Source organism: Streptomyces sp. NPDC014734 (assembly GCF_043083325.1).
In the GTDB taxonomy this organism is placed as follows: Bacteria; Actinomycetota; Actinomycetes; order Streptomycetales; family Streptomycetaceae; genus Streptomyces.
This window is the reverse complement of the sequence record NZ_JBIBYN010000004.1, coordinates 229,655-253,815: the sequence shown is the minus strand read 5'-3', so window position 1 is coordinate 253,815 and position 24,161 is coordinate 229,655. Positions and strand designations below refer to the sequence as shown.

At 72.3% G+C, this 24,161-nt stretch carries 23 protein-coding genes; 5 read left to right on the top strand and 18 right to left on the bottom strand.

Annotated features, from left to right (window positions below; translation table 11 throughout):
• Positions 1-11 precede the first annotated feature (11 nt).
• A complete protein-coding gene (locus ACF1CT_RS09810; protein WP_391783274.1) occupies positions 12-980 on the bottom strand; it encodes an NAD-dependent epimerase/dehydratase family protein in 969 nt (322 codons plus the stop codon).
• Positions 977-2,050: a ScbA/BarX family gamma-butyrolactone biosynthesis protein gene (locus tag ACF1CT_RS09805; RefSeq protein WP_391783273.1), complete on the bottom strand. Its 1,074-nt coding sequence runs from the start codon at positions 2,048-2,050 to the stop codon at positions 977-979. The genes ACF1CT_RS09810 and ACF1CT_RS09805 overlap by 4 nt, the downstream gene beginning before the upstream one ends.
• Positions 2,051-2,179: 129 nt before the next feature.
• On the opposite strand from ACF1CT_RS09805, the gene ACF1CT_RS09800 reads away from it, so the two are divergent.
• A complete protein-coding gene (locus tag ACF1CT_RS09800) occupies positions 2,180-2,842 on the top strand; it encodes a ScbR family autoregulator-binding transcription factor (RefSeq protein ID WP_391783272.1) in 663 nt (220 codons plus the stop codon).
• Between the two features lie 95 nt (positions 2,843-2,937).
• On the opposite strand, the gene ACF1CT_RS09795 is transcribed toward ACF1CT_RS09800, so the two are convergent.
• The gene (locus tag ACF1CT_RS09795) at positions 2,938-3,084 is read right to left on the bottom strand and encodes a hypothetical protein (RefSeq protein WP_391783271.1); all 147 of its coding nucleotides are present in this window, start codon (positions 3,082-3,084) and stop codon (positions 2,938-2,940) included.
• A gap of 201 nt (positions 3,085-3,285) precedes the next feature.
• On the opposite strand from ACF1CT_RS09795, the gene ACF1CT_RS09790 reads away from it, so the two are divergent.
• Positions 3,286-3,651 carry a VOC family protein gene (locus ACF1CT_RS09790; protein WP_391783270.1) on the top strand — a complete coding sequence of 122 codons (366 nt, stop codon included), beginning with the start codon at positions 3,286-3,288 and terminating at the stop codon, positions 3,649-3,651.
• Here the strand turns inward: ACF1CT_RS09790 and ACF1CT_RS09785 are convergent.
• Complete coding sequence (locus tag ACF1CT_RS09785; RefSeq protein WP_391783269.1) at positions 3,629-4,525, bottom strand: metallophosphoesterase family protein; 897 nt, start codon at positions 4,523-4,525, stop codon at positions 3,629-3,631. The two genes, ACF1CT_RS09790 and ACF1CT_RS09785, sit on opposite strands and share 23 nt — an antisense overlap.
• 161 nt (positions 4,526-4,686) lie before the next feature.
• Positions 4,687-5,847 (bottom strand): pyridoxal phosphate-dependent aminotransferase, encoded by a 1,161-nt coding sequence (locus ACF1CT_RS09780; RefSeq protein ID WP_391783268.1) that lies wholly within the window; start codon positions 5,845-5,847, stop codon positions 4,687-4,689.
• Positions 5,848-6,011: 164 nt separating this feature from the next.
• Here ACF1CT_RS09780 and ACF1CT_RS09775 point away from each other — a divergent pair, with 164 nt between their 5' ends.
• The gene (locus ACF1CT_RS09775) at positions 6,012-6,626 is read left to right on the top strand and encodes a helix-turn-helix domain-containing protein (RefSeq protein ID WP_391783267.1); all 615 of its coding nucleotides are present in this window, start codon (positions 6,012-6,014) and stop codon (positions 6,624-6,626) included.
• Here ACF1CT_RS09775 and ACF1CT_RS09770 read toward each other — a convergent pair.
• Positions 6,541-7,074 (bottom strand): hypothetical protein, encoded by a 534-nt coding sequence (locus tag ACF1CT_RS09770; protein ID WP_391783266.1) that lies wholly within the window; start codon positions 7,072-7,074, stop codon positions 6,541-6,543. The two genes, ACF1CT_RS09775 and ACF1CT_RS09770, sit on opposite strands and share 86 nt — an antisense overlap.
• A 227-nt stretch (positions 7,075-7,301) precedes the next feature.
• Here ACF1CT_RS09770 and ACF1CT_RS09765 point away from each other — a divergent pair, with 227 nt between their 5' ends.
• Entirely contained in the window at positions 7,302-8,285 is a 984-nt protein-coding gene (locus ACF1CT_RS09765) for an NAD(P)/FAD-dependent oxidoreductase (protein ID WP_391783265.1), read from the top strand.
• A gap of 73 nt (positions 8,286-8,358) precedes the next feature.
• Here the strand turns inward: ACF1CT_RS09765 and ACF1CT_RS09760 are convergent, their stop codons facing one another.
• The 5 genes from ACF1CT_RS09760 to ACF1CT_RS09740 form a co-directional block, all read right to left on the bottom strand.
• Positions 8,359-8,940 (bottom strand): helix-turn-helix domain-containing protein, encoded by a 582-nt coding sequence (locus ACF1CT_RS09760; RefSeq protein WP_391783264.1) that lies wholly within the window; start codon positions 8,938-8,940, stop codon positions 8,359-8,361.
• A 152-nt stretch (positions 8,941-9,092) separates the two neighbouring features.
• Positions 9,093-10,235 carry an acyl-CoA dehydrogenase family protein gene (locus ACF1CT_RS09755; protein ID WP_391783263.1) on the bottom strand — a complete coding sequence of 381 codons (1,143 nt, stop codon included), beginning with the start codon at positions 10,233-10,235 and terminating at the stop codon, positions 9,093-9,095.
• Positions 10,216-10,989, bottom strand: a complete 774-nt coding sequence (locus ACF1CT_RS09750) for a thioesterase II family protein (protein WP_391783262.1) — start codon at positions 10,987-10,989, stop codon at positions 10,216-10,218. Before ACF1CT_RS09750 ends, ACF1CT_RS09755 begins: the two co-directional genes overlap by 20 nt.
• A gap of 2 nt (positions 10,990-10,991) precedes the next feature.
• Positions 10,992-12,641, bottom strand: a complete 1,650-nt coding sequence (locus tag ACF1CT_RS09745; protein WP_391783261.1) for a GMC family oxidoreductase — start codon at positions 12,639-12,641, stop codon at positions 10,992-10,994.
• Positions 12,638-15,910, bottom strand: a complete 3,273-nt coding sequence (locus tag ACF1CT_RS09740; protein ID WP_391783260.1) for an amino acid adenylation domain-containing protein — start codon at positions 15,908-15,910, stop codon at positions 12,638-12,640. The genes ACF1CT_RS09745 and ACF1CT_RS09740 overlap by 4 nt, the downstream gene beginning before the upstream one ends.
• A gap of 222 nt (positions 15,911-16,132) precedes the next feature.
• Here ACF1CT_RS09740 and ACF1CT_RS09735 point away from each other — a divergent pair, with 222 nt between their 5' ends.
• Positions 16,133-16,717 (top strand): flavoprotein, encoded by a 585-nt coding sequence (locus ACF1CT_RS09735; protein ID WP_391783259.1) that lies wholly within the window; start codon positions 16,133-16,135, stop codon positions 16,715-16,717.
• A gap of 89 nt (positions 16,718-16,806) precedes the next feature.
• On the opposite strand, the gene ACF1CT_RS09730 is transcribed toward ACF1CT_RS09735, so the two are convergent.
• The 7 genes from ACF1CT_RS09730 to ACF1CT_RS09700 all read right to left on the bottom strand — a co-directional run bounded on the left by ACF1CT_RS09730 (position 16,807) and on the right by ACF1CT_RS09700 (position 24,129).
• On the bottom strand, positions 16,807-17,214 hold the full coding sequence (locus ACF1CT_RS09730; protein ID WP_391783258.1) for a RidA family protein: 408 nt from the start codon (positions 17,212-17,214) through the stop codon (positions 16,807-16,809).
• A gap of 112 nt (positions 17,215-17,326) precedes the next feature.
• A complete protein-coding gene (locus tag ACF1CT_RS09725; protein ID WP_391783257.1) occupies positions 17,327-18,784 on the bottom strand; it encodes an NAD(P)/FAD-dependent oxidoreductase in 1,458 nt (485 codons plus the stop codon).
• A 106-nt stretch (positions 18,785-18,890) separates the two neighbouring features.
• Positions 18,891-19,640, bottom strand: coding sequence for a methyltransferase (locus tag ACF1CT_RS09720; protein ID WP_391783256.1), 750 nt, complete (start codon positions 19,638-19,640; stop codon positions 18,891-18,893).
• A 134-nt stretch (positions 19,641-19,774) separates the two neighbouring features.
• Complete coding sequence (locus ACF1CT_RS09715) at positions 19,775-21,001, bottom strand: Cmx/CmrA family chloramphenicol efflux MFS transporter (RefSeq protein ID WP_391783255.1); 1,227 nt, start codon at positions 20,999-21,001, stop codon at positions 19,775-19,777.
• A gap of 404 nt (positions 21,002-21,405) precedes the next feature.
• Positions 21,406-21,870, bottom strand: coding sequence for a group II truncated hemoglobin (locus ACF1CT_RS09710; protein ID WP_391783254.1), 465 nt, complete (start codon positions 21,868-21,870; stop codon positions 21,406-21,408).
• Positions 21,871-22,025: 155 nt separating this feature from the next.
• Positions 22,026-22,853 (bottom strand): BTAD domain-containing putative transcriptional regulator, encoded by an 828-nt coding sequence (locus ACF1CT_RS09705; RefSeq protein ID WP_391783253.1) that lies wholly within the window; start codon positions 22,851-22,853, stop codon positions 22,026-22,028.
• A 385-nt stretch (positions 22,854-23,238) separates the two neighbouring features.
• Positions 23,239-24,129, bottom strand: coding sequence for a class I SAM-dependent methyltransferase (locus tag ACF1CT_RS09700; RefSeq protein WP_391783252.1), 891 nt, complete (start codon positions 24,127-24,129; stop codon positions 23,239-23,241).
• Positions 24,130-24,161: the final 32 nt, after the last annotated feature.

Sequence of the window (24,161 nt, the reverse complement as noted above, 5' to 3'; positions counted from 1 at the left end):
GCCCCGGTCCGTCAGCGGCCCGGGACCGCGGCGCGTCGCGCGGAGTCCAGGTACTGCCGGTACCAGGGGGCGTGCCGGGCGAACGCGGACGCGAAACCCTCGCCGGGGTCCCAGCCGAAGTCCCGGCCGACCCGTTCGTCGACGAACCAGTGGTCCGCGGTGAGCATGTCGAGGTGGTGCAGCGCGCGGGGCACGCCGGCGAGCCGTTCCCGGGCCGTCGTCACGTCGATCCCCGTGTCCTGCCGGGGCAGTCGCAACTCGTCGACGACGATGGACAGGAGCTGCGAACAGGCCACCGGCTCGGGATGGTTGACGTGGTAGACCCCGGCCGGTGCCGCCGGGGACAGGGCGGCGTCCAGCAGCGCCCGTCCCAGCGCCCCCGCCTCGATCATCGAGTGCCGCGCCGCGCAGCCGGTCACGTCGGCCGCGAGCATCCGCAGCAGCCCGACCAGGCCGGGCACGGCCCAGCGGTCCCCCGTCCCGTACACGATGTGCGGGCGCACGACGACGCCTCCGGCCGCGAGGACGTGTTCCTCGGCGGCGGCACGGCAGGCGCTGGTCGCGGAGGCCGGGGCGAGGGCGGCGCCGCCGGGCCGGAGCCGGGTGAAGGGGCCGCGTCCGTAGACGGACGCGGTGCTCAGCTGGACGATCCGGGGGACGCCGCAGCGGACGGCCTCCTCGACCAGGGCCCGAGTTCCTTGATCATTAACGGACCGGGCAGTCGGTTCGTCCCCGCCGATCGCGGAGGCGCAGTGGATCACCGCGTCGATGCCCTCGCAGCAGCCGCGCAGCGTCGCCGGGTCCGCGAGATCCCCGTAGACCGTCCCGGTTCCGGGTTCGTCGTCCGCTGCGGCGGAGGGGGCGAGGGCGGTCCGGTGGGTCATCAGCCGCAGCCGGGTACCGCCCGCGGCGCGGGCCGCGGCCACCACGTGACCGCCGATGAATCCGGACGCGCCGGTGACCAGGACGCGCGGGGTCACGACTGTCCGTCCCGCCGCCGGCTCGGCTGCCGCGCGGCCTCCTCCGGGACCGGCGCCGCGTGGTGCCGGGGGGCGCAGGCGCCGACCGGGGATTCGAGGGTGCAGGAGAAGGCCCGCCGGTCGTCCTGGGTCGCCGTGACGCAGACCCTGATCATGTCCGGGTCCTCGGAGGGGAGTTGTCGCGCCTCGATCCAGCAGGGGCGGTCGAGTTCCACGTAGCGCAGGAAGTCGGTCCGGGCCGACGCCGGGAGGAAGGCGCGGCCGGGGGCGACGGCGACCGCCGCCTGACGGGCCGCCTCCAGCAGCACGATGCCCGGCACGTGGTCGTTGGGCCGGGCGAACAGGGTGGGGTGCCCGGTGTCGAGCCGCAGTTGCCAAACGTTTCGCCTCGTGCCGGGCGCCAGGACGACATCGCGTTCGTCGGCCCGTCCCACCTCGGACGGCGGGACCGCGGGCAGCAAGGGTATCGGCGCACCCACGACCTGCCGACGGCCGCCGCGCAGCTTGCCGTACGCCTTGGCCGAGGTACAGCTGATGCGTCCGCCGCCGCGGGCGAGAACGGTGCCGAACCGGTGCAGGAGCAGTTCGACGTGCATGGAACCGATGCTCCCGCGCAGGCGCTTGATCCGGGAGCAGGTCACGTCCACCGTGATGTCCCAGGGCTCGTCGCCGAGCAGCAGCTGGCCGGGCTCGGAGACGTACGCCAGCTCCCACATCACGAACTGGTCCCCGTGCGGGACGCCGAACGCCGCGTGCCCCAGCAGCATCGTGGTCTGTCGCATGGTCTCCGCGATCAGCAACGGGTCCTGGTGGCGGCCCGCCACGGGCGCGAAGAACCGGTGCGCCCGCGGCCAACGGGCCGACACCGAGAACTGGGTGTCGGTCTGCCGGGTCCAGCCGACGGGAAAGACGTCCTGTGCGTCGTGCCGGTGGACCATGCGCCCCAGCAGGTCCGCGTCCACCTGTCTGCCCCTCGGCGTCGTCCCGTCAACTCCGCGTACGGCGACGGATTCGAAGGCCCCGACGTCCTCGGGCCGTGCCGAGGCGCTGTTCGAGATGAGTTGAACCATGAATCTTCCTCCCAGGGGATCCATACCGGGAGGGCAGTCGGCCTCCGCAGTAAGATACTGACAGTCCGGTTTTCCTATCCAGCCATATCGGGTGCTGACCACGCCACGGCTGAGAGAGACTTGTAGCTGATGGCACAGCAGGCGCGCGCGATCCAGACCCGACGGTCGATCCTGGTGGCAGCCGCCGCCGTGTTCGATGAACGTGGCTACAGCAGTGCCACCATCAGCGAGATCCTCGCCCGCGCCGGTGTCACCAAGGGTGCGCTCTACTTCCATTTCACGTCGAAGGAAGACCTCGCGCTCGGCGTGATGGACGTCCAGTTGGACGGCGACCCGCTCCCGCCCCAACTGACGAAGCTTCAGGAACTGGTCGATCAGGGCATGCTGCTCGCCTACCGGCTCCGTCACGAACCGCTGGTGCGCGCCAGCGTCGGACTGGCCATGGACCAGGCGGTGGAGGGGCTGGACCGCGGCACCCCGTTCCGTGCCTGGATAGACAGGCTCGAACACCTGCTGAACGCGGCGAAGGAGCAGGGCGAACTGCTGCCTCACGTCAACCCCCGCGAGACCGCGGAGATGCTCGCGGGATCCTTCTCCGGCATCCAGGTCATGTCCCAGGCGCTCTGCAAGCGCAAGGACTTGGGGCATCGCATCTCGGTCCTTCTGCATTTCGTACTGCCGAGCATCTCGACGCCGTCCGTGCTGGCCACGCTCGACATGGCCGAGGACCGCGGCGAGCGGCTGTTCGGCGCTCTCGACACGGTACCCAGCCGGGCCGGTGCCACCGGCTGACGTCCGCGCACCGATACGTGCGATCCGGTCCGTTCAGCGGACCCGGGCGAGAAACACGTCGGTGACCCGGTGACGGTCACCGTTCACCGCGGCGTTCACCGCGGCCGGGTGGCCCCGAGCCGCGCGTGGGCGAGCACCCCGGCGGCCGTCTCCCGCGCGTATCCGGCGCGTCCGGTGTCGTACGCCTCGGCGGCCCCGCCGAAGTCCCGCCCGCTCGGGCTGTGATGCTGTCGCCGTGTCATCGGGAACCTCGCCTGCCGTCGGGGCGGACGGGGGGAAGTGCCCCGCCCCGTACCGGCGATGCCACCCGGCGCCGGGTGGCGTGCGGGGCGCCGCGGGACGAGACTGGGGCGTCCGGTGGGCGCCCGCCCACCCCCGGCCGGACCCGCTCCCGGCGGGTCCGGCCGGGGCACCCGGAACACGACCCGAGACAGGAGTGGCGGATGTCCGTCCGCAGAATCGTCCCCAACCTCCGTACGACGACCGACGGTCCGGAGGCCGCGATGGAACGGAACGCGGAATTCTACGGCCTGCTGGGACTCCGGGAGGTCATGAACCACGGCTGGATCATGACGCTCGCCTCCCCCGCCCACCCGTCGGCCCAGATCAGCGTCATGGGGGCGGACGCGACGGCGCCGGTCGCCCCGGACCTGAGCATGGAGGTGGACGACGTGGACGCGGCCCACGCCGCCATGGTGGGGAGCGGCGCGGAGATCGTGTACCCCCTGCACGACGAGGAGTGGGGGGTGCGCCGTTTCTTCGTCCGCGACCCCGACGGCCGTGTGATCAACGTGCTGGGCCACCGGTGACCGGCGCCGCCCCGGGGGCGGCGCCGTCGTACGGGAGGATGCGCCGCAGCAGCCCCTTCGGGTGGCCCCGCTTGCGCCACTCCCGCGGGTAGCCGATGGAGACCTCCTCGAAGCGCACCCCGTCGTACCAGGTCGTACGGGGGATGTGGAGGTGGCCGTAGACCACGGCCGCCACGTTGAAGCGGCGGTGCCAGTCGGCGGTGAGTTCCGTGCCGCACCACTGGGCGAACTCGGGATACGTCAGGACGTCCATCGGCTGCCGGACCAGGGACCAGTGGCCGGCGAGGACCAGCGGGATCTGCGGATCGTGTGCGGCGAGGCGCTGTTCGGTCTCCGCCACCCGGGCCCTGCACCAGGCGTCGCGGCCGGGGTAGGGGTCGGGCCGGAGCAGGTACTCGTCGGTGCACACCACCCCCGTCCGGTGGGCGTACGCCAGGGACTCCTCCTTGGTCGTGGTGCCCGGCGCCCGGAAGCTGTAGTCGTAGAGCGTGAACACGGGTGCCACGGCCACCGGCCCCCCGGGGCCGGACCACAGCGGGTACGGGTCCTGCGGGGTGGTCACCCCGATGGTCCGGCACAGCTCGACCAGGTACTCGTACCGTTCCCGGCCCCGCAGTTGGACGGCGTCGCCGTTGACGGTCCACAGTTCGTGGTTCCCGGGCGTCCAGATCACCCGGGAGAACCGGTCCGCGAGCAGGCGCAGCGCCCATTCCACGTCCTCCGCCTGCTCGGCGACGTCGCCGGCGACGATGAGCCAGTCCTCGTCCGTCTCCGGTCGCAGCGACTCGACGATGGGGCGGTTGTCCGCGATCCCGACGTGCAGGTCGCTCACCGCCAACAAGGACCCGCGGTGTGCATCGGCTCGATCGGACATGGAGAACCCTTCCCAGGAGGCAACTGCACAAGATCGTGCCTCATGAGCGGGCCCGGCGCAGCAGACATCGGGCTTCGGCACCTCACCGCCACGGACTTCGGCCCGTCACCGCCCCGGGCCCCGGCGTGTCACCGCCGTCGTGCGGTGCGACGAGGGGCCCCTCACCCGAGGGCGGCGCGGAAGCGGTCGCGCAGATCGGTGAGACGTTCCTCGGGTTCGTCGGCGAAGACGAGTCGCAGATGGTCCGCGCCGCGCGGCCCCCAGCCGGTCATCGGGGTCGCCGCCACCCTTCCCCGCCGGAAGAGCCGGTCGGACGCCTCCCGGGGGGTCAGGCCCAGGGCCGTGGTGTCGACGAGGAGGGACCAGCCGCCGTCCGGGCGGACGCAGGGATAGTCGGCGAGTTGTCCGAGGACGAGCTCGCAGCGCCGCCGCCAGATCTCCGTGGCGGCGGCGACGTCCTCGTCCGCGTCCGGGGCGTTCAGGGCGGCGGCCACGGCCTGCTGCGCGATGCCGACCTGGCAGACGACGTTGGTCATGCCGACCAGGCCGACGTCCGCCATGATGCGTGCCGGGCCGACGACCCAGCCCACGCGCCAGCCGATGAGGCGCAGTTCCTTGGACGCCGATCCCACGGTGATGGTGCGGTCGGCCAGGCCGGGGTGGGCGGCCGGGGGCTCGGGGCGCCGCCCGTCGAACCTGATCCGTTCCATCGCCGCGTCGTGGACGATCCAGCAGTCGTACGGGGCGACCGCGGTGGCGAGGGCCTCCCAGTGACGGTGGTCGAGCAGGGCGCCGGTGGGCATGGCCGGGGCCATCACCAGCACCGCGGCGGTGTTCGGCCCGACGGCCGCGGCCAGTTCGTCGGGGTCGACGGACCATCCGGTCGGGCCGGGGGTGCAGGGGACGTGCCGGGGCACGCCCCCGGCCAGCCGGATCCGGTTGATCAGCCCCGCGTAGACCGGGTCGCACAGGACGACCTCACGGCCGGGTTCGACGGTGGCCAGCAGGACGTTGAGCACTCCGTTGAGCCCGCCCGCGACGCTCACGCACTCGGTGGCCGGGTCGTAGGCGCGGCCGGTCATCCGGCCGACGTGCGCGGCCGCCGCCTCGCGCAGCCCGGAGTGTCCCCGGAACGGCAGATAGCTGTTCGCGGCGTCGTCGTCGATCGCCGCGTGCGTGACGTCGAGGGCCGTTCTCGGCGGCCGGACATCGGTGTCGAGGTTCTCCATGCGCAGCAGGTCGGGATCGTGGGCCGCGTCCGCGGCGTCACCGATCTCGTCGACTCCGATGCCCGGGATGTACCGCAGACGCGACACGCTCATGACGACCACCTCGGCTCGCCGGTCGGGCGGGACGGCGGGATCGCGGTCGCTCCGGCCGCGCGACGGACCCCGAGGCGTTCCATAAACAGAACGTTCTGTTCGTGGAACAATAGGTCCCGCGAACGGTTCGGTCAACGGACCGCGGGGCGGAGTGGAGGAGCGGCGTGGAACCGGCCGACCAGGTGGGCCGCCGCCTGAAGGAACTCCGGACCGGACGGGGGCTGTCGCTCTCCGAACTGGCGCGGCGGTCCCGGGTCGGCAAGGGGACGCTCTCCGAGCTGGAGAACGGACGGCGCAATCCCACGCTGGAGACCCTGTACGCCCTGACCACCGTGCTGGGTGCCCCGCTCAGCGCGGTCATGCCCCTGGCCGCCGTCTCCGGCGGGGCATGCGTCTCGGGCAGCGCCGTGGACGCGGTCCTCATCGACCGGCACGAGAACGCGGACGCCGTCACCGAGGTGTTCCGGGTGCGGATCCGCGCCGGAAGGACGCAGACCTCCGCCGCCCACGCCCCGGGCACCGAGGAACACCTCATCGTCCTGGCGGGCACCGCGCGCGTCGGACGGACCGCCTCCCCGCTCTCGGTGGGACCGGGCGGACACGGCGGCTGGGCCGCCGACGTACCGCATCTGTACGGCGCCCCGTCCGGGGACGTCGAGGCGATCCTGACCGTGCGCTACCCGGCCGGGGCGCCTACCCCCGCCCCCGCCCCCGGGGCGGTTCCCCCAGATGTACCGCCCGGTGCACGACCTGCGCCAACTGCCGGGCGTCCTCGGTGAAGGTGTCGACACGGATCACACGCCCGTCGCGCAGCCCGATGCGGAAGGTGAGGCCCCTACCGCGGGCCTCGGCCAGGGGACGGCCGTCGCCCCCGCCGCCCCCCACCTCGGCGATGTCCTCCCAGGGGATCAGTTCGGCGGCGCCCGCCACCCGGTGGGTCAGCCCCCGCTCGTGGACGTCGAAACACTGCTCACGGGTGCGGAACGCCTGCACCAGCCGCCAGATCCCCAGGCCGCAGCCCACCAGGCCCACCCCGAGCAGCAGTCCCGCCAGTTGCGGAGCGCCCTCGGTGGTGCCGATCGAGGCGACCGCCACCGGCACCCCGAAGGCGAGACCCACGGCGCCGACGACCAGCAGGACACCCGCCTGCCGCAGACGCCTGCCGCCGTCGGTGCGGTGCTCACGAACGAATCCGCCCAACCGTCTGGCCGCCTCGGTGCGCCGCATCGAGCCCCCTCCACCCTCGTGAACATCCCAGAAGTGCGTTCCCGGCCGGACGGGCCCATCCTCACGCCGGACACCGGGGAAACACAACACACCCGTCGCCGTCTCCGCCGCACACCGTGACGGGCGCCTCCCCGCGGCGGCCGTGCACGGATTCCTCGTCCCGGAAACGGCAACAAAGGTTGTCCGGGAGGGCGACGGACCGCACGCTTGCGGCGGAGGTGATCGCCATGACCGGCGCCAACAATCTCACCAACGACCGAACCTCGTACGACGTCATCGTGATCGGCGGTGGGGCGGGTGGGCTGAACGCCGCGCTCGTGCTCGCCCGGGCCCGTCGCACCGTCGCCGTCGTCGACGCCGGGGAGCCCCGCAACGCCCCCTCGGCCCACATGCACAGTTTCCTCTCCCGTGACGGCTTCTCCCCGCTCACCCTGCTGGAGGTCGGCCACGCGGAGATAGCCCGCTACGGGGCAGTCCGGATCGACGGCAGGGTGGACCAGGTGGAGGCCGGGGAGGGCGGGGGGTACGTGGTGCGCCTGGAGGGCGGCGCGACGCTGGGCGCCCGGCACGTCGTACTCGCCTCGGGCCTGCGCGACGAACTGCCCGAGATCCCCGGCGTGCGCGCGATGTGGGGGGCGGACGTGCACTTCTGCCCGTACTGCCACGGCTACGAAGTCCGCGACCGGCCGATCGTCGTGCTCGGTGTGCACCCCGCCTCCCCCGGGCAGGCACTGCTGCTGCGCCAGTGGTCGCCCCACATCGTGTACGTCCCGCACAGCCTGCCGCTCACCGACGAGGAGCGGGAGCGCATGGACGCGCGCGGGGTCGACGTGGCCGAGGGGCCGGTGTCCACCCTGCTCTCCGAGGACGGACGGCTGCGGGCGGTGGAACTCGCCGACGGGCGGACGCTGGAGTGCGACGGGGTGTTCCTCTTCCCGAGGATGACCCCGAACGACGGGGCCTTCGACGGCCTCGGCTGCGAGGTCGACGAGCAGGGCTGGCTGGTCACCGACCGGGCCGGTCGCACCAGCCGCCCGGGGCTGTGGGCCGTCGGCAACGTGGTGGACCCGCGCGCCCAGGCCGTCTCCGCGGCGGGCATGGGGGCGGCGGCCGCCTTCGCGCTCAACCACGACCTCGTCGACGAGGAGATCGAGCGCGACCTCGCCGCGCACCGCGCCGCCGCCGAGCGGTCGCCCGTTCCCGCGCCCTGAGAGTCCGTCGGGCGACGGCAACGGCGCCCCTCCGCCGAACACCCGCCTCCGGCGCGTCCACCGGGGCGGGTGCTCAGCGCTTCGGCCTGGCCCGGACGTGCATCCGCTCGCCCTGGCGGCCGAAGAGACTCAGGACCTCGACCGGGCCCTCCCCCGTGCTGCCGAACCAGTGCGGCAGCCGGGTCTCGAACTCGGCGACCTCGCCGGGTTCGAGGACCAGGTCGTGGTCGGCCAGGACGAGACGCAGCCGCCCGGAGAGCACGTACAGCCACTCGTGCCCGTCGTGGGTGCACAGCTCGGGGGCGGCGCGGCTCGCCGGAAGGATGATCTTGTAGCTCTGCAGCGGACCCGGCTGGCGGGTCAGCGGCAGCACGGTGTTGCCGTTCACCGCGTGCGGCTTGAGCCGGACGCGCGGGTCGCCCACGTCCGGGGCTCCGACCAGTTCGTCAAGGGGCACCTGATGGGCCTGGGCTATGGGCAACAACAGTTCGAGGCTGGGGCGGCGCTGGCCCGCTTCGAGGCGTGACAGCGTGCTCTTGGAGATACCGGTGGCCTCCGACAGCGCGGCGAGGGTCACACCGCGGGCGGTGCGCACCCGCTTGAGCCGGGAGGCGACCGCGGACAGGGCCTGGGCGATGGTCGAGGGCTGATCCACGTCGGCATTAGACCGGCCGGTTCCCGAAACCGCAATGACGGAAGCCGATTTGGTGCCGCGCCCCACCCCGGCGGGCGGGGCGGGGCGGCGCACGGCCCGCGCAGAGCCTGCCGGGTGGCCTTCGGCCCGGCAAGAGGCCGCCCGGCGGGCTCTCAGAGACCGAGGGACCTGCCGATCAGCTCCTTCATCACCTCCGTCGTCCCGCCGTAGATCGTCTGCACCCGGCTGTTGGCCCACTCCCGGGAGATCGCGCTCTCCTTCAGATAGCCGTAGCCGCCGTGGAGCTGGAGGCAGCGGTTGGCGATGTCGACCTGGAGCTCCGTCGTCCACCACTTCGCCTTGGCCGCGTCGGTCACCGAGAGCCGCCCGGCGTTGAGTTCGGCGACGCAGTGGTCGAGAAACACCTGCGCGATCGTCAACTCGGTGTCCATCGTTGCGAGTTGGAAACGACTGTGCTGGAAGTTGCCGATGGGCCTGCCGAACGCCTCGCGCGTCCTGGCGTACTCCAGGGTGTCCGCCAGCATCCGCTCGGCCGCGCCCACGGCCACGGTCGCGATGCTCAGCCGTTCCCGGGGCAGCCCGGCCATCATGTAGGCGAGACCGGCGTTCTCCTTGCCGATCAGGTTCTCGGCCGGCACCCGGCAGTCGTCGAAGAACAGCTCGCAGGTGTCGCTGGCGTGCCAGCCCAGCTTCTCCATCCGCCGCCCGCGGGTGAGACCGGGCGCGCCGCGCTCCACCACCAGCAGGCTGATGCCCTGCGCGCCGCGCTCGGGGGCGGTCTTGGCGGCGACCACGATGACGTCGGAGTTCTCGCCGTTGGTGATGAACGTCTTCTGCCCGTTGATGACGTAGGAGTCGCCGTCGCGGACCGCGGTCGTGCGGATCTCGGTGACGTCGGAACCGGCGTCGGGCTCGCTCATCGCGATCGCCGCGACGAGCTCGCCCGAACAGAGCCCGGGGAGCCACCGCTTGCGCTGTTCCTCGGTGGTCCGCCCGGTGAGGTAGGTGGCGATCACGTCGTTGTGCGCCACGAAGCCCGGTGCCGTCGCCCGCGCCCACATGATCTCCTGCGAGAACACCACCGGGTACCGGTAGTCCGGCTCGCCGCCCCCGCCGTACGCGGGGTCCACACCGATGCCGAGGAGCCCCGCCCGTCCCGCCCCGCGCCACACCTCGCGGTCGACGATGCCCTCCCGCTCCCACCGGGCGTGGTGCGGCATGACCTCGCGCCGCAGGAACTCCCGGCAGGTGTCCCGGAACTGCTCGTGCTCGGCCTCATACCTGCCGCGCGCCATGCGGATACCCCTCTCCGGGTTCGGTGTCGTCGAGGATGGTGGTCAGGGTTTCCTTGGGACACCGCACTGCCGCGAAGTGGCCGCCGTCGATCTCGACCCGGCGGGTCGGGGCCGAGCTGTGCGCGGACCACTGCCAGACCTTCTCCGGCGGTGCGTACGCGTCCTCCCGCGCGGCGATGAGGGTGAGCGGGAAGTCCACCCGCAGCCCGGACGCCTGCTGGGCGAACTCGCCCCTGACGGCGTCGTCCTCCCTGAGCATCCGCAGCAGGATGCGGCTCATCGTCGGGTCGGCGAGCACGGCCGACGGTGTCCCCCCGTCGTCGGCGGTCCTGGCGAGCAGTTGCTCGTCGGGGACGTCGTCGAGCAGCGGGCCGGGCCGCTGGAGGCCGGGCGGGACCGCCCCGGACAGCACGGCCCGTTCCGGTGCCACACCGACCTGGCGGGCCACCTCCGCGGCCACGGCCAGGCTCGTCGTCGAGCCGAAGCTGTGCCCGAAGGTCACCCAGCGCGGACCCGGTCCCCGCTCCCCCTCCGCCAGCAGATCGGCCACCACCGGCTCGGCCATGGCCCGCACCAGTGCGCGGAAGCCGACGGCCCGGCGCTCCTGGCGGCGGGTACCGCGGCCCGGCGCGTCCACGCCCCGGACCAGCAGGTGCGGTTCGCCGAGGGGCTGCCAGCCCCGGTAGACCAGCGAGGTCGCCCCGGCGTGCGGAAAGCAGTAGAGCCGTACCGGGGAACTGGATACATACGGCACAGTCACTCCTTCACACTCCGGGCCAGCTTCTCGGCCAGCATCAGCGTGGTCAGATTGGTGGGCGCGCTGGGGACGGCCGGGAAGAGCGAGGCGTCGACGATCCGCAGGTTCTCGGTGCCGTGCACCCGGCCCTCCTGGTCGGCGACCGTCCACGGATCGGTCCCCGGCCCCATCCGGCACGATCCGGACGCGTGCCAGCCGGGGTTCATGATGTGGCGGACGCCGCTGCGCACCACACCGTCGTTGGCGATCATCCGATCGCTCCAGAACTGCGTTCTGGTCAGCCGGCCCGCCAGGCCGGGGGAACGCAGGAAGCCCCAGGCCCGGCGCACACCGTGGCACAGTCGCTCGACATCCTCGGGGTCGGTGCCCAGGCCCAGTTCGATGACGGGCGCGGCGTGCGGGTCGGCGCTGTCGAGGAAGACCCGGCCCCGTGAGCGCGGGCGCATCAGCATCACCGAGATGCCGACGACCAGGGGCCAGCCGAGGCGGTCGACGAAACCGGGGATGGTGTGGCTCTCCACGTTGTTGAGCAGTCCCAGCTGGACGTCCACGTCGTCGTCGAAGCCGCTGCTCATCCTCGCCGCGACCTGACGCCAGGGCAGGCCCGCGGTGCACACCCCGTCGGCGGGCCTGGACCAGATGACGACCGAGGGGTGGTCCACCAGGTCGCGGCCGACCCCGGGCAGGTCCGCCACCGGGGTGATGCCCAGGGCCCGGAGCAGCCCGGCGGCGCCGACGCCCGAGCGCTGGAGGATGACGGGGGTGCCGACGGCCCCGGCGCCGAGCACCACCTGCCGCGCCCGGATCGTGGTGAGCGCGCCGTCCAGTTCGGCCTCCACGCCGACGGCCCGGTTCTTCTCGAACAGCACCCGGGTGACCCGGACGCCGGTGCGCAGATGGAGGTGGGGCAGGCCGCGGGCGTCGGCGAGGAAGGCGGTGGAGGCGTCGATGCGTTCGCCGTCCACGACGTTGCCGGGGATCGGGCCGACCCCGGCCTCGTCGCCGGAGTTGAGGTCGGGCAGATCGGCGACGCCCCGCCGGTTGCACTCCTCCCAGAACGCCGCGTCCAGCGGGTGCACCCGGTCGCGCGGGGTGCGGTGGATGGGCAGCGGTCCGCTGTCGCCGTGCAGCCGGCCGGGGAAGTCGGCGTCGTTCTCGATGTCCTTGTAGAACGGCAGCACGTGCTCCCACGACCAGTCCGGGTTGCCGGCCGCCTCCCAGGCGGCGAAGTCGCGGGGCAGCCCGCGCAGGGCGATGGCCCCGTTGACGGCGGAGCCGCCGCCGACCACCTTGCCGAGCTGGTAGGGGAAGCGTTCCCACAGGGCCCGGGCCGGCGGCCGGCCGCCGGCCGCCCTCGTGGGGTCCGGTGCTCCGGTCCGTCCCCGGAGGATCTCCTCCCAACGGCCGCTGGTGCGGAGGTTGGCCCGGTAGTCCCAGTTGTAGCCGTCCAGGACGAGCCGTCCGGCGTCGGCCAGGGGGTGGGTGCGGTCCCGGGGGCTCGGCTGGTCGCCGCCCGCCTCCAGGAGCAGGACGTTCCCGGAGTCCCGGGAGGCGAGCCGGGCGGCGGTGACGGCTCCGGCGGAGCCCGCGCCGACGATCACGTGACTCCACTCGCGTACCGAGGTGACGGGGTCGGGGGTGGTGTTCACGCCGCGGCCTCCTCGGCGGTGGCGACGAGTTCGGCGAACGAGACGATCGACGCGTTCATGAAGAGGCTCTCGACCATCTCCTGCTCCATGTCGGCGTCGATGCCGAACTCGGCGCGCAACAGGCCGAGCAGGCCGACGGCGTGCAAGGAGTCGCCGCCGATGTCGAAGAAGCCCTCCTCCACGCCGAAGTCGCCGTGACCGAGCTGCTGGGACCAGAGGGCGAACAGCCGCTCCTCGACGCCGCTGCGTGGCGCCACCCGCCCGGACCCGGTGTCGGAGTCGTCGTTCCACGGTGCCGGGAGCGCCTTGTGATCGATCTTCCCGTTCGTCGTCAGGGGAAGGGTGTCCAGGGTCAGGAAGCGGCTGGGCACCATGTAGCCGGGCAGCAGGGCGGTCAGCGCCTCGCGCAGCACGGCCGGGTCCGGGTCCGTCCCGGGTTCGGGCACCACGTACGCGGCGATCTGCCGCTGCCCGGTACGGGCGTGGGCCGGTGCGGTGACGAGCGCGGTGCGCACCCCCGGTTGACGCAGCAGGGCCGCCTCGATCTCGCCCAGCTCGACCCGGTAGCCGTTGATCTTCACCTGGAAGTCCTCGCGGCCCAGGATCTCGATGTCGCCGCCGGGCAGGTACCGGCCGAGGTCGCCGGTGCGGTAGACGCGCTCCCCCGTGACGGGGTGGCTCGGGAAGCGTTCGGCGGTGCGGACGGGGTCGCCCAGGTAGCCCTGTGCCACGCCGACGCCGCCGATGTGGATCTCTCCGGTGACCCCGACGGGGGACTCCTCAAGCCACTGGTTGAACACGTGCATGGTCTGGTTGGCCAGCGGTTTGCCGTACGGGATGCTCGCCCACTCGGGCCGCACGGTCTCGATCGGGTGGTGGATCGACCAGATCGATCCCTCGGTGGCGCCGCCGAGGCTGATCACCCGCATCGCGGGGAGCTTCTCCCGGATGCGGTTCGGCAGGTCCACCGGAATCCAGTCGCCGCTCAGCAGCGCGAGGCGCAGTCGGCAGCCGCGCGGGACTCCCCCGGCGCCGAGCGAGTCGATCCACATCCGCATCGGCGCGGGGACGCTGTTCCAGATGGTCACGCCGTAGCGGCCGATGAGCTGCGACCAGTGGGTGATGTCGTTGCCTCGGGCCGGGTCGGGCACGACGACGGTGCCACCGGCGCCCAGGACGCCGAAGAGGTCGTACACCGACAGGTCGAAACCGGCCGGGGCGAGGGCCATCGTCCGGTCGTCCTCGCCCACCGAGAAGCGCCGGTTGATGTCCTGCACGGTGTTCGCGGCGCTCCGGTGGGTGATCATCACGCCCTTGGGCTCGCCGGTGGAGCCCGAGGTGAAGATGACGTAGGCGAGGTCGTCGTGGCCCTGCCGGCGCTCGGGCGCCTCGGCGGAGCACGTCAGGGTGGCCTCGTCCTCGGGGGTCACCACCAGCACGTCCCGCGGCCAGGTCAGGGTCTCGCGCAGCTCCGGTTCGGTCACCACCGACCGCACACGGCATCGGGCCAGCAGGCTCAGGCGCCGTTCCTCGGGCAGTTCCGGGTCGATGGCCACGTACGCGGCGCCGGTGTGCAGCACCCCGAGGAGCGCGGAGAACTGCGCGGCGCCCGGCCGCATCGACACCGCGACGATCTCGTTCGGCGCGGCGCCGGGGCCGCTGAGCAGCCGGTGCGCGATCCGGTGCGCGTCCTCGGTGAGACGGCGGTACGTGGTCTCCGCGCCGGGCGTGATCACCGCGATCGCGTCGGGGCGGCGCGCCGCCGCCTCGGCGACCAGCTCGTGCAGCAGGGCGGGCGGGATGTCCTCGGCGGTGGCGTTGGCCCGTCCCCGCTCCTCTGCCTGGGCGGTCGGCAGCGGAACGATCCCCCGGGTGGCGTCCCAGACCGAGGCGTCGTCCACCAGCCGGTCGAGCAGCGTCAGGTACGCCTCGAACATGGCCTCCGGCATGCCCTGCGGGAACAGGCCCTCGACCACGTTCCAGTTCACCGAGAGCCGTCCGTCCCGCTCCAGGATCTGGTTCTCCAGCCATACCTGGGGGGTCCGGCTGTGGTCGTGGACCAGCTTCCCGAACGGCTCCGGCCGTCCCGCGCCCGGTGCGTCGGCGCCGAGGGTGCTGGAGAAGACCACGGGCATCGACACCCGGCCGTCGTCCTTGCGGCGGGCCAGGTCGCGCAGCACCCGGATGCCGCCGTACGCGCAGTGCGCGAGGTCCTCCAGCGCCCGCTGCTGCACGTCCCGCGCCCGCTGCTCGAAGGTCTCCTCGGGCCGGCCTCCGACGGCGAGCAGGCCGGGCGCGAGGAAGTCGCCCACGATCTCGTCGAGTTGCGGGTGCAGTCCGAGGCGGTGGAACTGGGTGACGGTCAGGGTGAACTCCTGCCGCCTCGACCAGGTCCGCACCACCTCCGTGTAGGCGGCGAGCAGCACGCCCGACGGGGTGAGCCCGTGCCGGTCGGCCGCCGTCCGCAGCGCCTGCCAGCGCTCCGGCGCGAGCATCGCCCGGTGCCGGGCGAACCGGGGGACGCCGAGCTGCTCGGGCACCGCGGCCAGGGGGAGTTCGGGGGCGGGGGGCAGCGTGTCGAGGCGGTCCGCCCAGTACGCGGCGGCCGCCTGGCCCAGGGCGCCGTCGCGCAGTTCCTCCTGCGCGAGCACGTAGTCGCGGAACGACAGCTCCGGCGGTTCGGGCCGCCACCCGGGCTCGTCGTAGAACCGGCGCCACTCGTCGAGGAGCAGGTGGAGGCCGCGGATGTCGAGGAAGAGCAGATCCACGGCGAGGTGGAGCCGGACCAGGTCGTCGTCGAGCAGCGTGGCGCGGATGTCGAAGAGCGGTGCCCGGTCCGTGGGCAGCAGACCGTCGGTCAGACCGGCGCGGATCCTGTCGGTCCCGGCGGTCCGGTCCTCGGCGCTCCGGCCCCGCAGGTCCGTGACGGGGATGACGTACGGCGCCACCTCGTCCGCGGCGAGGACGCGTTGGGTCCGGTCCGGTCCGACCACGGTGCGCAGCGCGTCGTGCCGGTCCACGACCTTCCGCAGTGCCCCGGTCAGCCGGTCCGGGTCGAGACCGGGACAGTCGAACTCCAGGTAGTACTGGCTGGAGATGCCGCCGAGTTCCAGGCCCTTGTGGCGGCCGATCACGTAGGCCTGCTGAATGTCGGTGAGCGGGAACGGCTCGTGACGACGTTCCGGCTGCGGCTTGAGGTGCGGCAGCAGGGCCTCGTCGAGGCGGGGGTGAACGGCACCGCCGCGCAGCTTCGCGAAAAGATCCTCCATCGAAGTCTGCCTCTCCTCGTCAGATGCCTCGGGGGCATTCGATTTCCGATACGGAAACGGAGGTTAAGCAGGGCTGCAAACGGCCTCAATACGGTCCGACCGCAGGGACGACCGTAGGGTTTGGCCGGCACTCGACTGCCGCTGGACCCGCAATGGACTTCCTCTGCGCAGCCCATTCGGGACCATTGACCGGCGAGGGGAGCGCGGCGACATCATCGACGCATGGGAATGGAGAACTCCCCGGGGACAACCGGGAAACGCATCCTCGTCGGTGCCACCGGATCCATTGCGGTGACCCGGCTTCCGTCATATGTCGAGGAAATACGCCGACAGATCACGGGCAGTACGTTCACCGTTCTGCTCACGCACACCGCGGCCTCATTCATTTCACCCGAGAGCGTCGCGCTCTTCGCCGAGCGGGTGGTGTCCGGGGAATCCCCGGCGGACTGGCCGACCGACAAGCCGTCCCGGCTCGCCGCCGACCACGACATCCTCGCGGTCCTGCCGGCCACGGCCCACACGCTCGCCTCCGCCGCGGGCGGCGCCGCGCCCAACCGTCTGATGACGGTCGCGCTGTCGGTGGACTGTCCCGTCGTCTACTTCCCGGTGATGGGCGCCAGGATGTGGGCCAAACCGGCGGTCCGGCGGAACGTCGCCCGGATCCGCGAGGACGGGGGGCTGGTCAACGAGCCGGAGTGGCACGACGGTTTCGACCCGACCACGGGCAACGTCAGCCACCACCCCGGCCTGCCCTCGCCCGGGACGGTGGCCAAGGTGCTCGACGAACTCCTCTCCGAACGGCGCTGAGCCGAGGAGCGGCGACACCGGCCGCCCCGCCCGCAGGACGCGTGAGGCCCCGCCGGTCCGGCGGGGCCTCACGCGTCCTGCGGGCGGGGTCAGGCGGCGATGGCGGTCGCCTCGACCTCGATGAGGAAGTCGGGTTCGGCGAGCGTGGCGACCCCGACCAGGGTGGTGGGCCGGATGACGTCGGCGCCCAGTTTGGCCGCCGCGCGTTCGGCGCCCGCGGTGATGGCGTCCCACTTGTCCAGCGACCAGTCCACGACGTAGACGGTGAGGCGCAGGACGTCGTCGAAGGTGGCGCCGGCCGCGGCGAGGCCCGTGGCGATGTTGAGGTAGACCTGCTCGGTCTGTGCCGCGAGGTCGCCCATGCCCACCGGTTCGCCGTCGGCGGTGCGCGGGGTCTGGCCGCTGAGGAACACCACCCGGCTGCCGGTGCCGACGGCCATCTGCCGCCAGCCGTAGGGCTTGGGAAGGCCGGGAGGGTCGATCGCCTCGACTGCCATGGTTTCGTCCTTTCGGGAAGTGCCGTGCGGGCGGGCGTCGTCGCACCTGCCCGCACGGCGGTCATGTGGTTCGGAGGGAAGACGTCGGGGTGCCGCGGTACGGGTCCGGCGCTCAGCGGTACTCGCGGCAGGTCGCGTAGTACTTGTGCAGCAGGCTGACGAGTTCGGGGTCGAAGCGGGAGGCGAAGAGCAGTTCGGCCGGCGGGGTGTACTCGGGGTCCAGCTCGTTGGCCCAGGCGAGCGTGGCCGGCCGCAGGTCCATCTCGATCCAGTGGTGCCACTCGACGGGGATCGTCCAGTCCTGTTCGTAGCCGATTCCCATCTGGTGGTCGATGAGGAGGTCCACGATCTGCTCGCGGGTCCCCGCCTTGATGGGCTGCCGGAGGGGCGCGAACCTGTCGAGGTCGGCCCGGGGCTGCTCGCCCAGGATCCGGGCGGCGAAGTCCTGGGCCAGGAGCGGGGAGAGGTGCAGGCCGTCGCGGTAGGTGCCGGTCATGATCCACAGGCCGTCCATGCCGCCCTGTCCGAGCAGCGGGAAGCCGTCCATGGACACGGGGCGGTTGCCGACCTGGACCTTGGCGACGTCGCTGTTCCAGAGGCTGCGGCGGACCTGGCGGTGGGCGCACTGGAGGAGGAAGACCAGGTCGCGCATCTCGGCCGTGTCGCGCGGCTCCACGGAGATGACGTTGGTGGCGCCGAGGTAGACGTGCCCGTCGGCGCGCGGGACGACGTGCAGACCGCAGGCGAAGGAGCGGTTCGGGGTCCGGATGACGCTGTCGGGCGTCGTGCCGTCCACGGTCCTGATCAGGGAGGAGACGCCGTAGCCGCTGACGAGACGGGGTACGCGGGGGCCGATGGGAAGGCTGTCCAGGAGTTCCTGGCTGCGCGCGCCGGCGGCCAGCGTGACGTGGTCGGCGCCGATCGTGCGCCCGGAGGCCGTGACGACTCCGGTCACCCGGTCGCCCTCGTGCACGACGCGGGTGGCGAATTCGGGGACGAGGGTGGCGCCCGCCCGGACGGCCGCCCGCTCCAGCCGTTCCAGGAGGGCCGTGGCGTCGACCGCGTGCTCACCGGGTATGTGAAAGGCCTTCAGCGGGCGGGAGATCGGTTCCGCGTCCACCCAGTCGAGGTCGGTGGGCTCGACGTCCTCGAAGGGTTCGGCGTAGCGGGTGAGTTCGGCGCGGATGGCGTTGTAGTTGGCGTCGTCGATCTCGGCGGTGCCGATGGTGTTGAGGACGACGGTGGTGCCCTCGGCGGTCTTGACGGAGGCGCCCTCGGTTCCCGCCTCCAGCTCCGCCAGCCACTGCGGCCACAGTTTGGTGGCCTCGATGCCGAGTTCCAGCTTGGCCCGGCCGTGCTCGGTGGACAGCAGCGAGGTGGTGACCTCGCCGAAACAGCCGAGCATGGCTCCGGCCGCGGCCGAGCCCGCCCAGGGGCGGTGCGGCTGGCCGAGCACGGCGACGCGTTGTCCTCGCTGTGCCAGGACCCAGGCGAGCGAGAGCCCGAGGACTCCGTTGCCGACGACGGCGACGTCGAAGCCGGTGGCGTGCGCGTTCCCGTTGGCGCTCATGACATGTCAACCTTCCGGGGCGGTCGTGTCGCCCAGTCGTGGATCGAATGCGGCTGAACTGGTTCTCGTGCCTCCGGGGCTGTCCCGGGCGGCCGGGAATACGGGATCAACGGAGCCCGAACTCGTACATCGTGAAGTCCATGTCGACGATTCCGCGCTCGTTCGTGTGGGCCGCGACCACCGGGGATCCGGGGAAGTCCGCCGCGGGCAGCTCGACGGACTCGCTGCGGTGGCGGTGGCCCTCGAAGCCCGCGTCGGCGGCCGCCCTCAGCAGCTTCTCCCTGTTGCCCATGGCCTCGCTCGTGCCGAGGAAGATCCGTCCGTTCGGCGCGATGTGGGCCACCGCGTCGCGGAAGAACCTGCGCACCATCTCGTACCCGGGGTCGAAGACCGCGCGCTCGATCTGGCCTGTGCAGGCGCGGTTGGCGGGCGCCTCGATGAACGGGGTGTTCCAGAAGACGAGGTCGAACGGCTCGGCGGGCTCCAGGCCGTCGAACAGATCGCTGGTCAGCGCCGTGACGCGGTCGGACACCCCGTGCCGGGCGGCGTTGCGGCGGGTGTTCTCCGCCGCCGCCGGGTTGATGTCCAGGGCCACCACGTGTTCGCTGCCGTGCTGGGCGGCGAGCACCGCGGCGATGCCCGCGCCGCAGCCCATCTCCAGGAAGCGGATGCCCTTCTCGTACGGCACCCAGGAGGCGAAGAGTCCGGGACCGGGGTCCGTCCAGGGCGGGAACACCTCGGGAAGCAGATCCCATTCCATGTCCAGCAGTTCGAAGGTCGTCCGCGACGGACGGTCCGGACCCTGGATCTGCGACACCACCCAATTTCCGAGTTCGTAACCGAGTTTGTTGTCCATGTGAACCTCCCTCTGGGGAGCCGGCGGAGAGAGCTGGTCGGAACTCTCTCCGCGGCTCCCCGCGATGTGTGTGCTGCGGCAGACGGGAAAGGGACGCCGGACGGTGTCGCGCGGATCGGGGCCGCAGGGGCGTGTCAGTCCTCGCCGGTCTGCGGGTTCGACGCCCGGTTGCGGGTCATCGTCCGGTCGATCAGGACGACCGGGATGGTCAGTACGGCGAGCCCGGCGCCCAGCCAGGGGATGGACGTCAGTCCGGCTCCGGCACCGAGGGCGACGCCCGCGATGACGGGAACGAGGCTGATGCCGAGCTGGAACATGGAGACGGCGGTGGCTCCGGCGAGTGTCGGCGCGTTCGACGCCACGGTGAACACCCGTCCGTAGATGGCCGGGTTGAGCACGAATCCGGCGACACCCATGAGCAGGACCAGGGCGACGACGGCGACGGCGTAGTCGGCGAGGAGCGTGAGCAGGACCGACGTGACGAGGATGCCGCCGGCGCCGATGAGGAGCGCGTGGTGGGGGCGCCCGTCGGCGATCCGTCCGCCGATGGACAGACCGACGAAGGCGCCGATGCCGAAGAGCACGAGGATCGGGGGCACCCACACGGAGTCGACGTGGGTGACGTCCCTGAGGAACGCCGCGAGGTAGTTGTACGAGATCATGTACGCGGCGGTGCTCAGCAGGGTGGCGATGTACACCACCCACAGCTGCGGCTGGCGCATCGTGCGCAGTTCGCGCCGCACGCTCTGTTCCTTGGCCGCCGGGGCCGAGGGGATCGCGATCGCCGTCGCGACCGCGCCGAGGACGGTGAGCCCGACCACCGCCCAGAAACCGCCCTCCCAGCCGGTGAAGTGGGAGAGCAGCGCACCGGCCGGGCCACCGGCCACCATGGCGATGCTGAGTCCGCTGACGACCACGCCGGAGGCCCGTGCGGTGCGGTCGGGGGTGACGAGTCCGATCGCCGTGACCGCGGCGACCGCCCAGAATCCGGCGTAGGCGAGGCCGCACAGGAAGCGGGTGATGAGCAGCACGGTGAAGTTGTCGCTCACCAGGCCGATCGCCACGCAGACGGCGAACACGGCCTGCGAGATCACCAGTGTGGTCCGCCGCGGCCAGCGCAGGGTCAGGACCGCGAGGGGCGGTCCGCCGATCACCACGCCGATGGCGAACGCCGAGATCAGCGCACCGGCGGAGGAGAGCGAGATGTGCAGGTCGTCGGCGATGTCCGGCAGGACTCCGGCGAGCAGGAACTCGGCGCTGCCCATGGCGAACAGGCTGAACGCGAGCAGGTAGACCGCGAGCGGCAGTCTGTTGGAGGCCTTGGGGGAGGCCGCCTCGTGCGTTTCGGTCCGGACACTCATCGGCTGCCGCCTCCCGCCCGCTGGACCGCCGACCGCTCGGCGGAACGGGATGGAAGGCGCTCGGGACCCGTCTGCACGGCGCGGCCGTGCACCGGCCCGGGAGTGGATGAACGCATGGGCGAACTCCTTGTGTCGGATGGTTCGGGCGTGCGGATCAGGGCGGGTGCGCGCCGGTCGGCCGGACCTGGGGAGGCCGGCACCGCCGGAATCCTCCGGCGGCCGTCGGCGCGGCACGGCCGCCTCGACGGTCCGCTTGATCACGGTGATCACTACTGGTCCCCATGCTGGAACCGTGCGTGGCGGACGGGCAATATTTGTTGCCGATACCGGGACGCGCCGACGGGGCCGGCCGGGGCCGGGTCATCGGCCCGGTCATCAGGCCGGTCGCCGAGCCGGTCACCGGGTCAGTCATCCCCGGGCAGGGCCTCGCCCCAGCCCCACTTCTTGATGGTGGTACGGCTCGACGGCGCGGCCCCCCGCTGGGAGTTGGCCATCGCACGGCGGGAGCCGAACTCGATGTAGCCGACGAACGCCGAACGGAACTCCGCGTCCGCCGGAAGCCCCACGACGTCCATGGCCTCCAGCATCAGTTCCACCCATCGCGCCCGCTGCTCCGGCTTGATGGCCCGGCCCCGGTGCCGGGACACCATGTGCGGGTAACCGCCGTGGTGTTCGGTGTAGCGCTCGGGGCCGCCGAGGACCTCGCCGAGGAAGGTCGCCACGTGCTGCGGGTGGTCGTCGTCCATGTACTGGAAGAGCGGGGCGAGGAGTTCGTCCTTGCGCACGCGCCGGTAGAACTCCTCCGTGAGCCGTTCCAGCGCCTCGGCGCCGCCCATCCATTCGTAGAGGTTGGGGCTCTGTTTCGTCACTGTGTCACCTTCTCGCTCGGCCGCCCTGGGCAAAGGCGCGGGTGGTCCTGGTGTCCGTGCTGCTCGGTGCCGGTTGGTGCCGGTTGGTGCTCGGTGCCGGTTGACGCTCGGTATCCGTCGGCGCCCGGTGCTCGGCGCCCGCCGGTGCGGCGTGTTCAGGCCGCGTACAGGTCGAAGGTCGGCGTGGGTCTGCCGCCCTGGGCGGGTGTGTCCAGCCGGGGGTCGACCGAGAGCATCGCCTGGTGCAGTCGCTGGAGTTGCGGAGCGGGCTCCAGCCCCAGTTCCTCGATCAGCCGTCGGCGCAGCCTGCGGTACAGGTCGAGCGCCGCGGACTGCCGACCGGAGCGATAGAAAGCCATCATGGCCTGGGCGTACAGCCGCTCGTTGGCGGGATGACGTTCCGTCAGTTGAATGAGGTCGGACAGGAGTTCACGGTGCCGTCCGAGGCGCAGCCCGGCATCGACGAGGCGCTCGGTCACGAGCAGCCTGCTTTCCTCCAGACCGGCCGCGTGAATCCGCAGCACCGGCCCCGTCCGTATGTCCACGAACGCCGGTCCCCGCCACAACGCCAGTGCCCGGCTCAGCCGTTGGGATGCCGGCTCGTCGTCGCCGTCCGCGAAGGCCGCGTGTCCGGCCTCGGCCGCCCGTTCGAACGCGAAGGCGTCCACGTCCTCCTCGGCGATCCGGAGCAGGTATCCCCCGTGGCCGGTGGCCAGCAGCCGCCTGGCGCGGGCCGGGCCGTCCGGACCTCCGAGGGCGGCGGCCAGGATTCGGCGCAGGCGCAGGATGTAGGTCTGGAGGGTGGCGCGCGCGCTGCGCGGTGGCGCGGAGCCCCACAGCTCCTCCCGCAGGGTGGTCACCGGGACGAGCCGCCCCGGCGAGAGCGCGAGGAGCGCCAGGATCTGCCGCGCCTTCGCCGCCGTGGGGACGACCGGGACTCCGCCCGTCTCGACGTGCAGCGGGCCCAGGATCTGAAACTTCACGTGTCCTCCGTCACTCCTGCGCACGCCCGCCCGGCTTCCCGATTTCGCCGGGCGGCGGCTCTGGGAAGGAACGTAGAAGTGCGGGGGCGAGGGCCTCAATACGGTGGGACCGTAGGGCTGACCGAAGAATCTGCGCTCGTGGTCGCTCTACGGTCCCTGTGGGCCGGGCGGGTCGGCGGGGGCGCGAACCGACTCGGGGCGGGTCGGCAGCACCGCCCTCGCGGTGCCGAAGAACGGGCGGACCCCGGTGGGCAGGAAGGCCCCGAAGAACGGGAGGACCGCGAAGAACCGGCGGGCCCGGCGAACAGGCCGATCCCGGCCGAACCGGGGTCCGACCGGGATCGCGTCGCCGTCGCGTCCGTCCGTCCGCGTGTCGCGGGAGCGGTCAGGCCCGGGTCCGGCACAGGCGGGCGGTGTGCACGGTGACCGCGGTGAGGTAGAAGGCGTCGGGCCGCCACAGAATGCCCGTACAGGCGTCCCCGTCCAGGAGTTGCTCCACGGTCAGCCGGTCGACGAGGTCGAGCCGGTCGCCGAGCTCGGCGAGCATGCCGTGCAGCCGGGTGTGCAGATACCGGCGCGTGGACAGCTCCAGCGGGGCCGGGAGGTCGATCAGGAAGGTGCGGGAACCGGTGGGGACGAGTCCGGCGGACGCCAACAGGTACGACCAGTCCTCGACCACGGAGGTCGCGCCCGGCAGTTGGGACCGCTCGTCGGCGAACCGGGCTTCGAGGGCCGCGTCCAGGCGGGCCTGGAGGCCGGGGCGGCCCATGCCGATGTCACGGGGCAGGAAACGCGGCGGCAGCCCGCGTTCGGCGACGGCGACCACTCCGCCGGGTCGCACCGCGGACGCCAGGCTCCGCAGCACCGCCTGCTGATCGCCCAGGTGACGGCAGACGTTGCCGGTCCAGACCAGTTCGGCCGGTCCCAGTCGGCCGAACTGGTCCGGCCGCTCGGCCCGTCGGGTCGCGATCCGTCCGGTCAGCCCTCGCTCCGCCGCGCGGACCTCGGCCTGGGCGAGGAACGTGGCGGACCGGTCCACGGCGATGACGCTCGCCCCCGGGAAGGCGCGGGCCAGTGCGCAGGAAGCCTCTCCGGACCCGCTGCCGACGTCGAGGATCCGGCGGACCGACTCCGTGACCCGGTCCTCCGGCCCGAGCAAACCCCGCAACCAGTGCGCCGCGTCCGCCAGGAAGCCGGCGTGCGGTTCTTCCTCGTGCTCCGGCTCGGCACCGGGGGCCTCGCCGTCGAGGCCCTCGGCACGATAGATGGGTGTCATACGGTCACCTCCGGCGACCAGCATGTGGACGC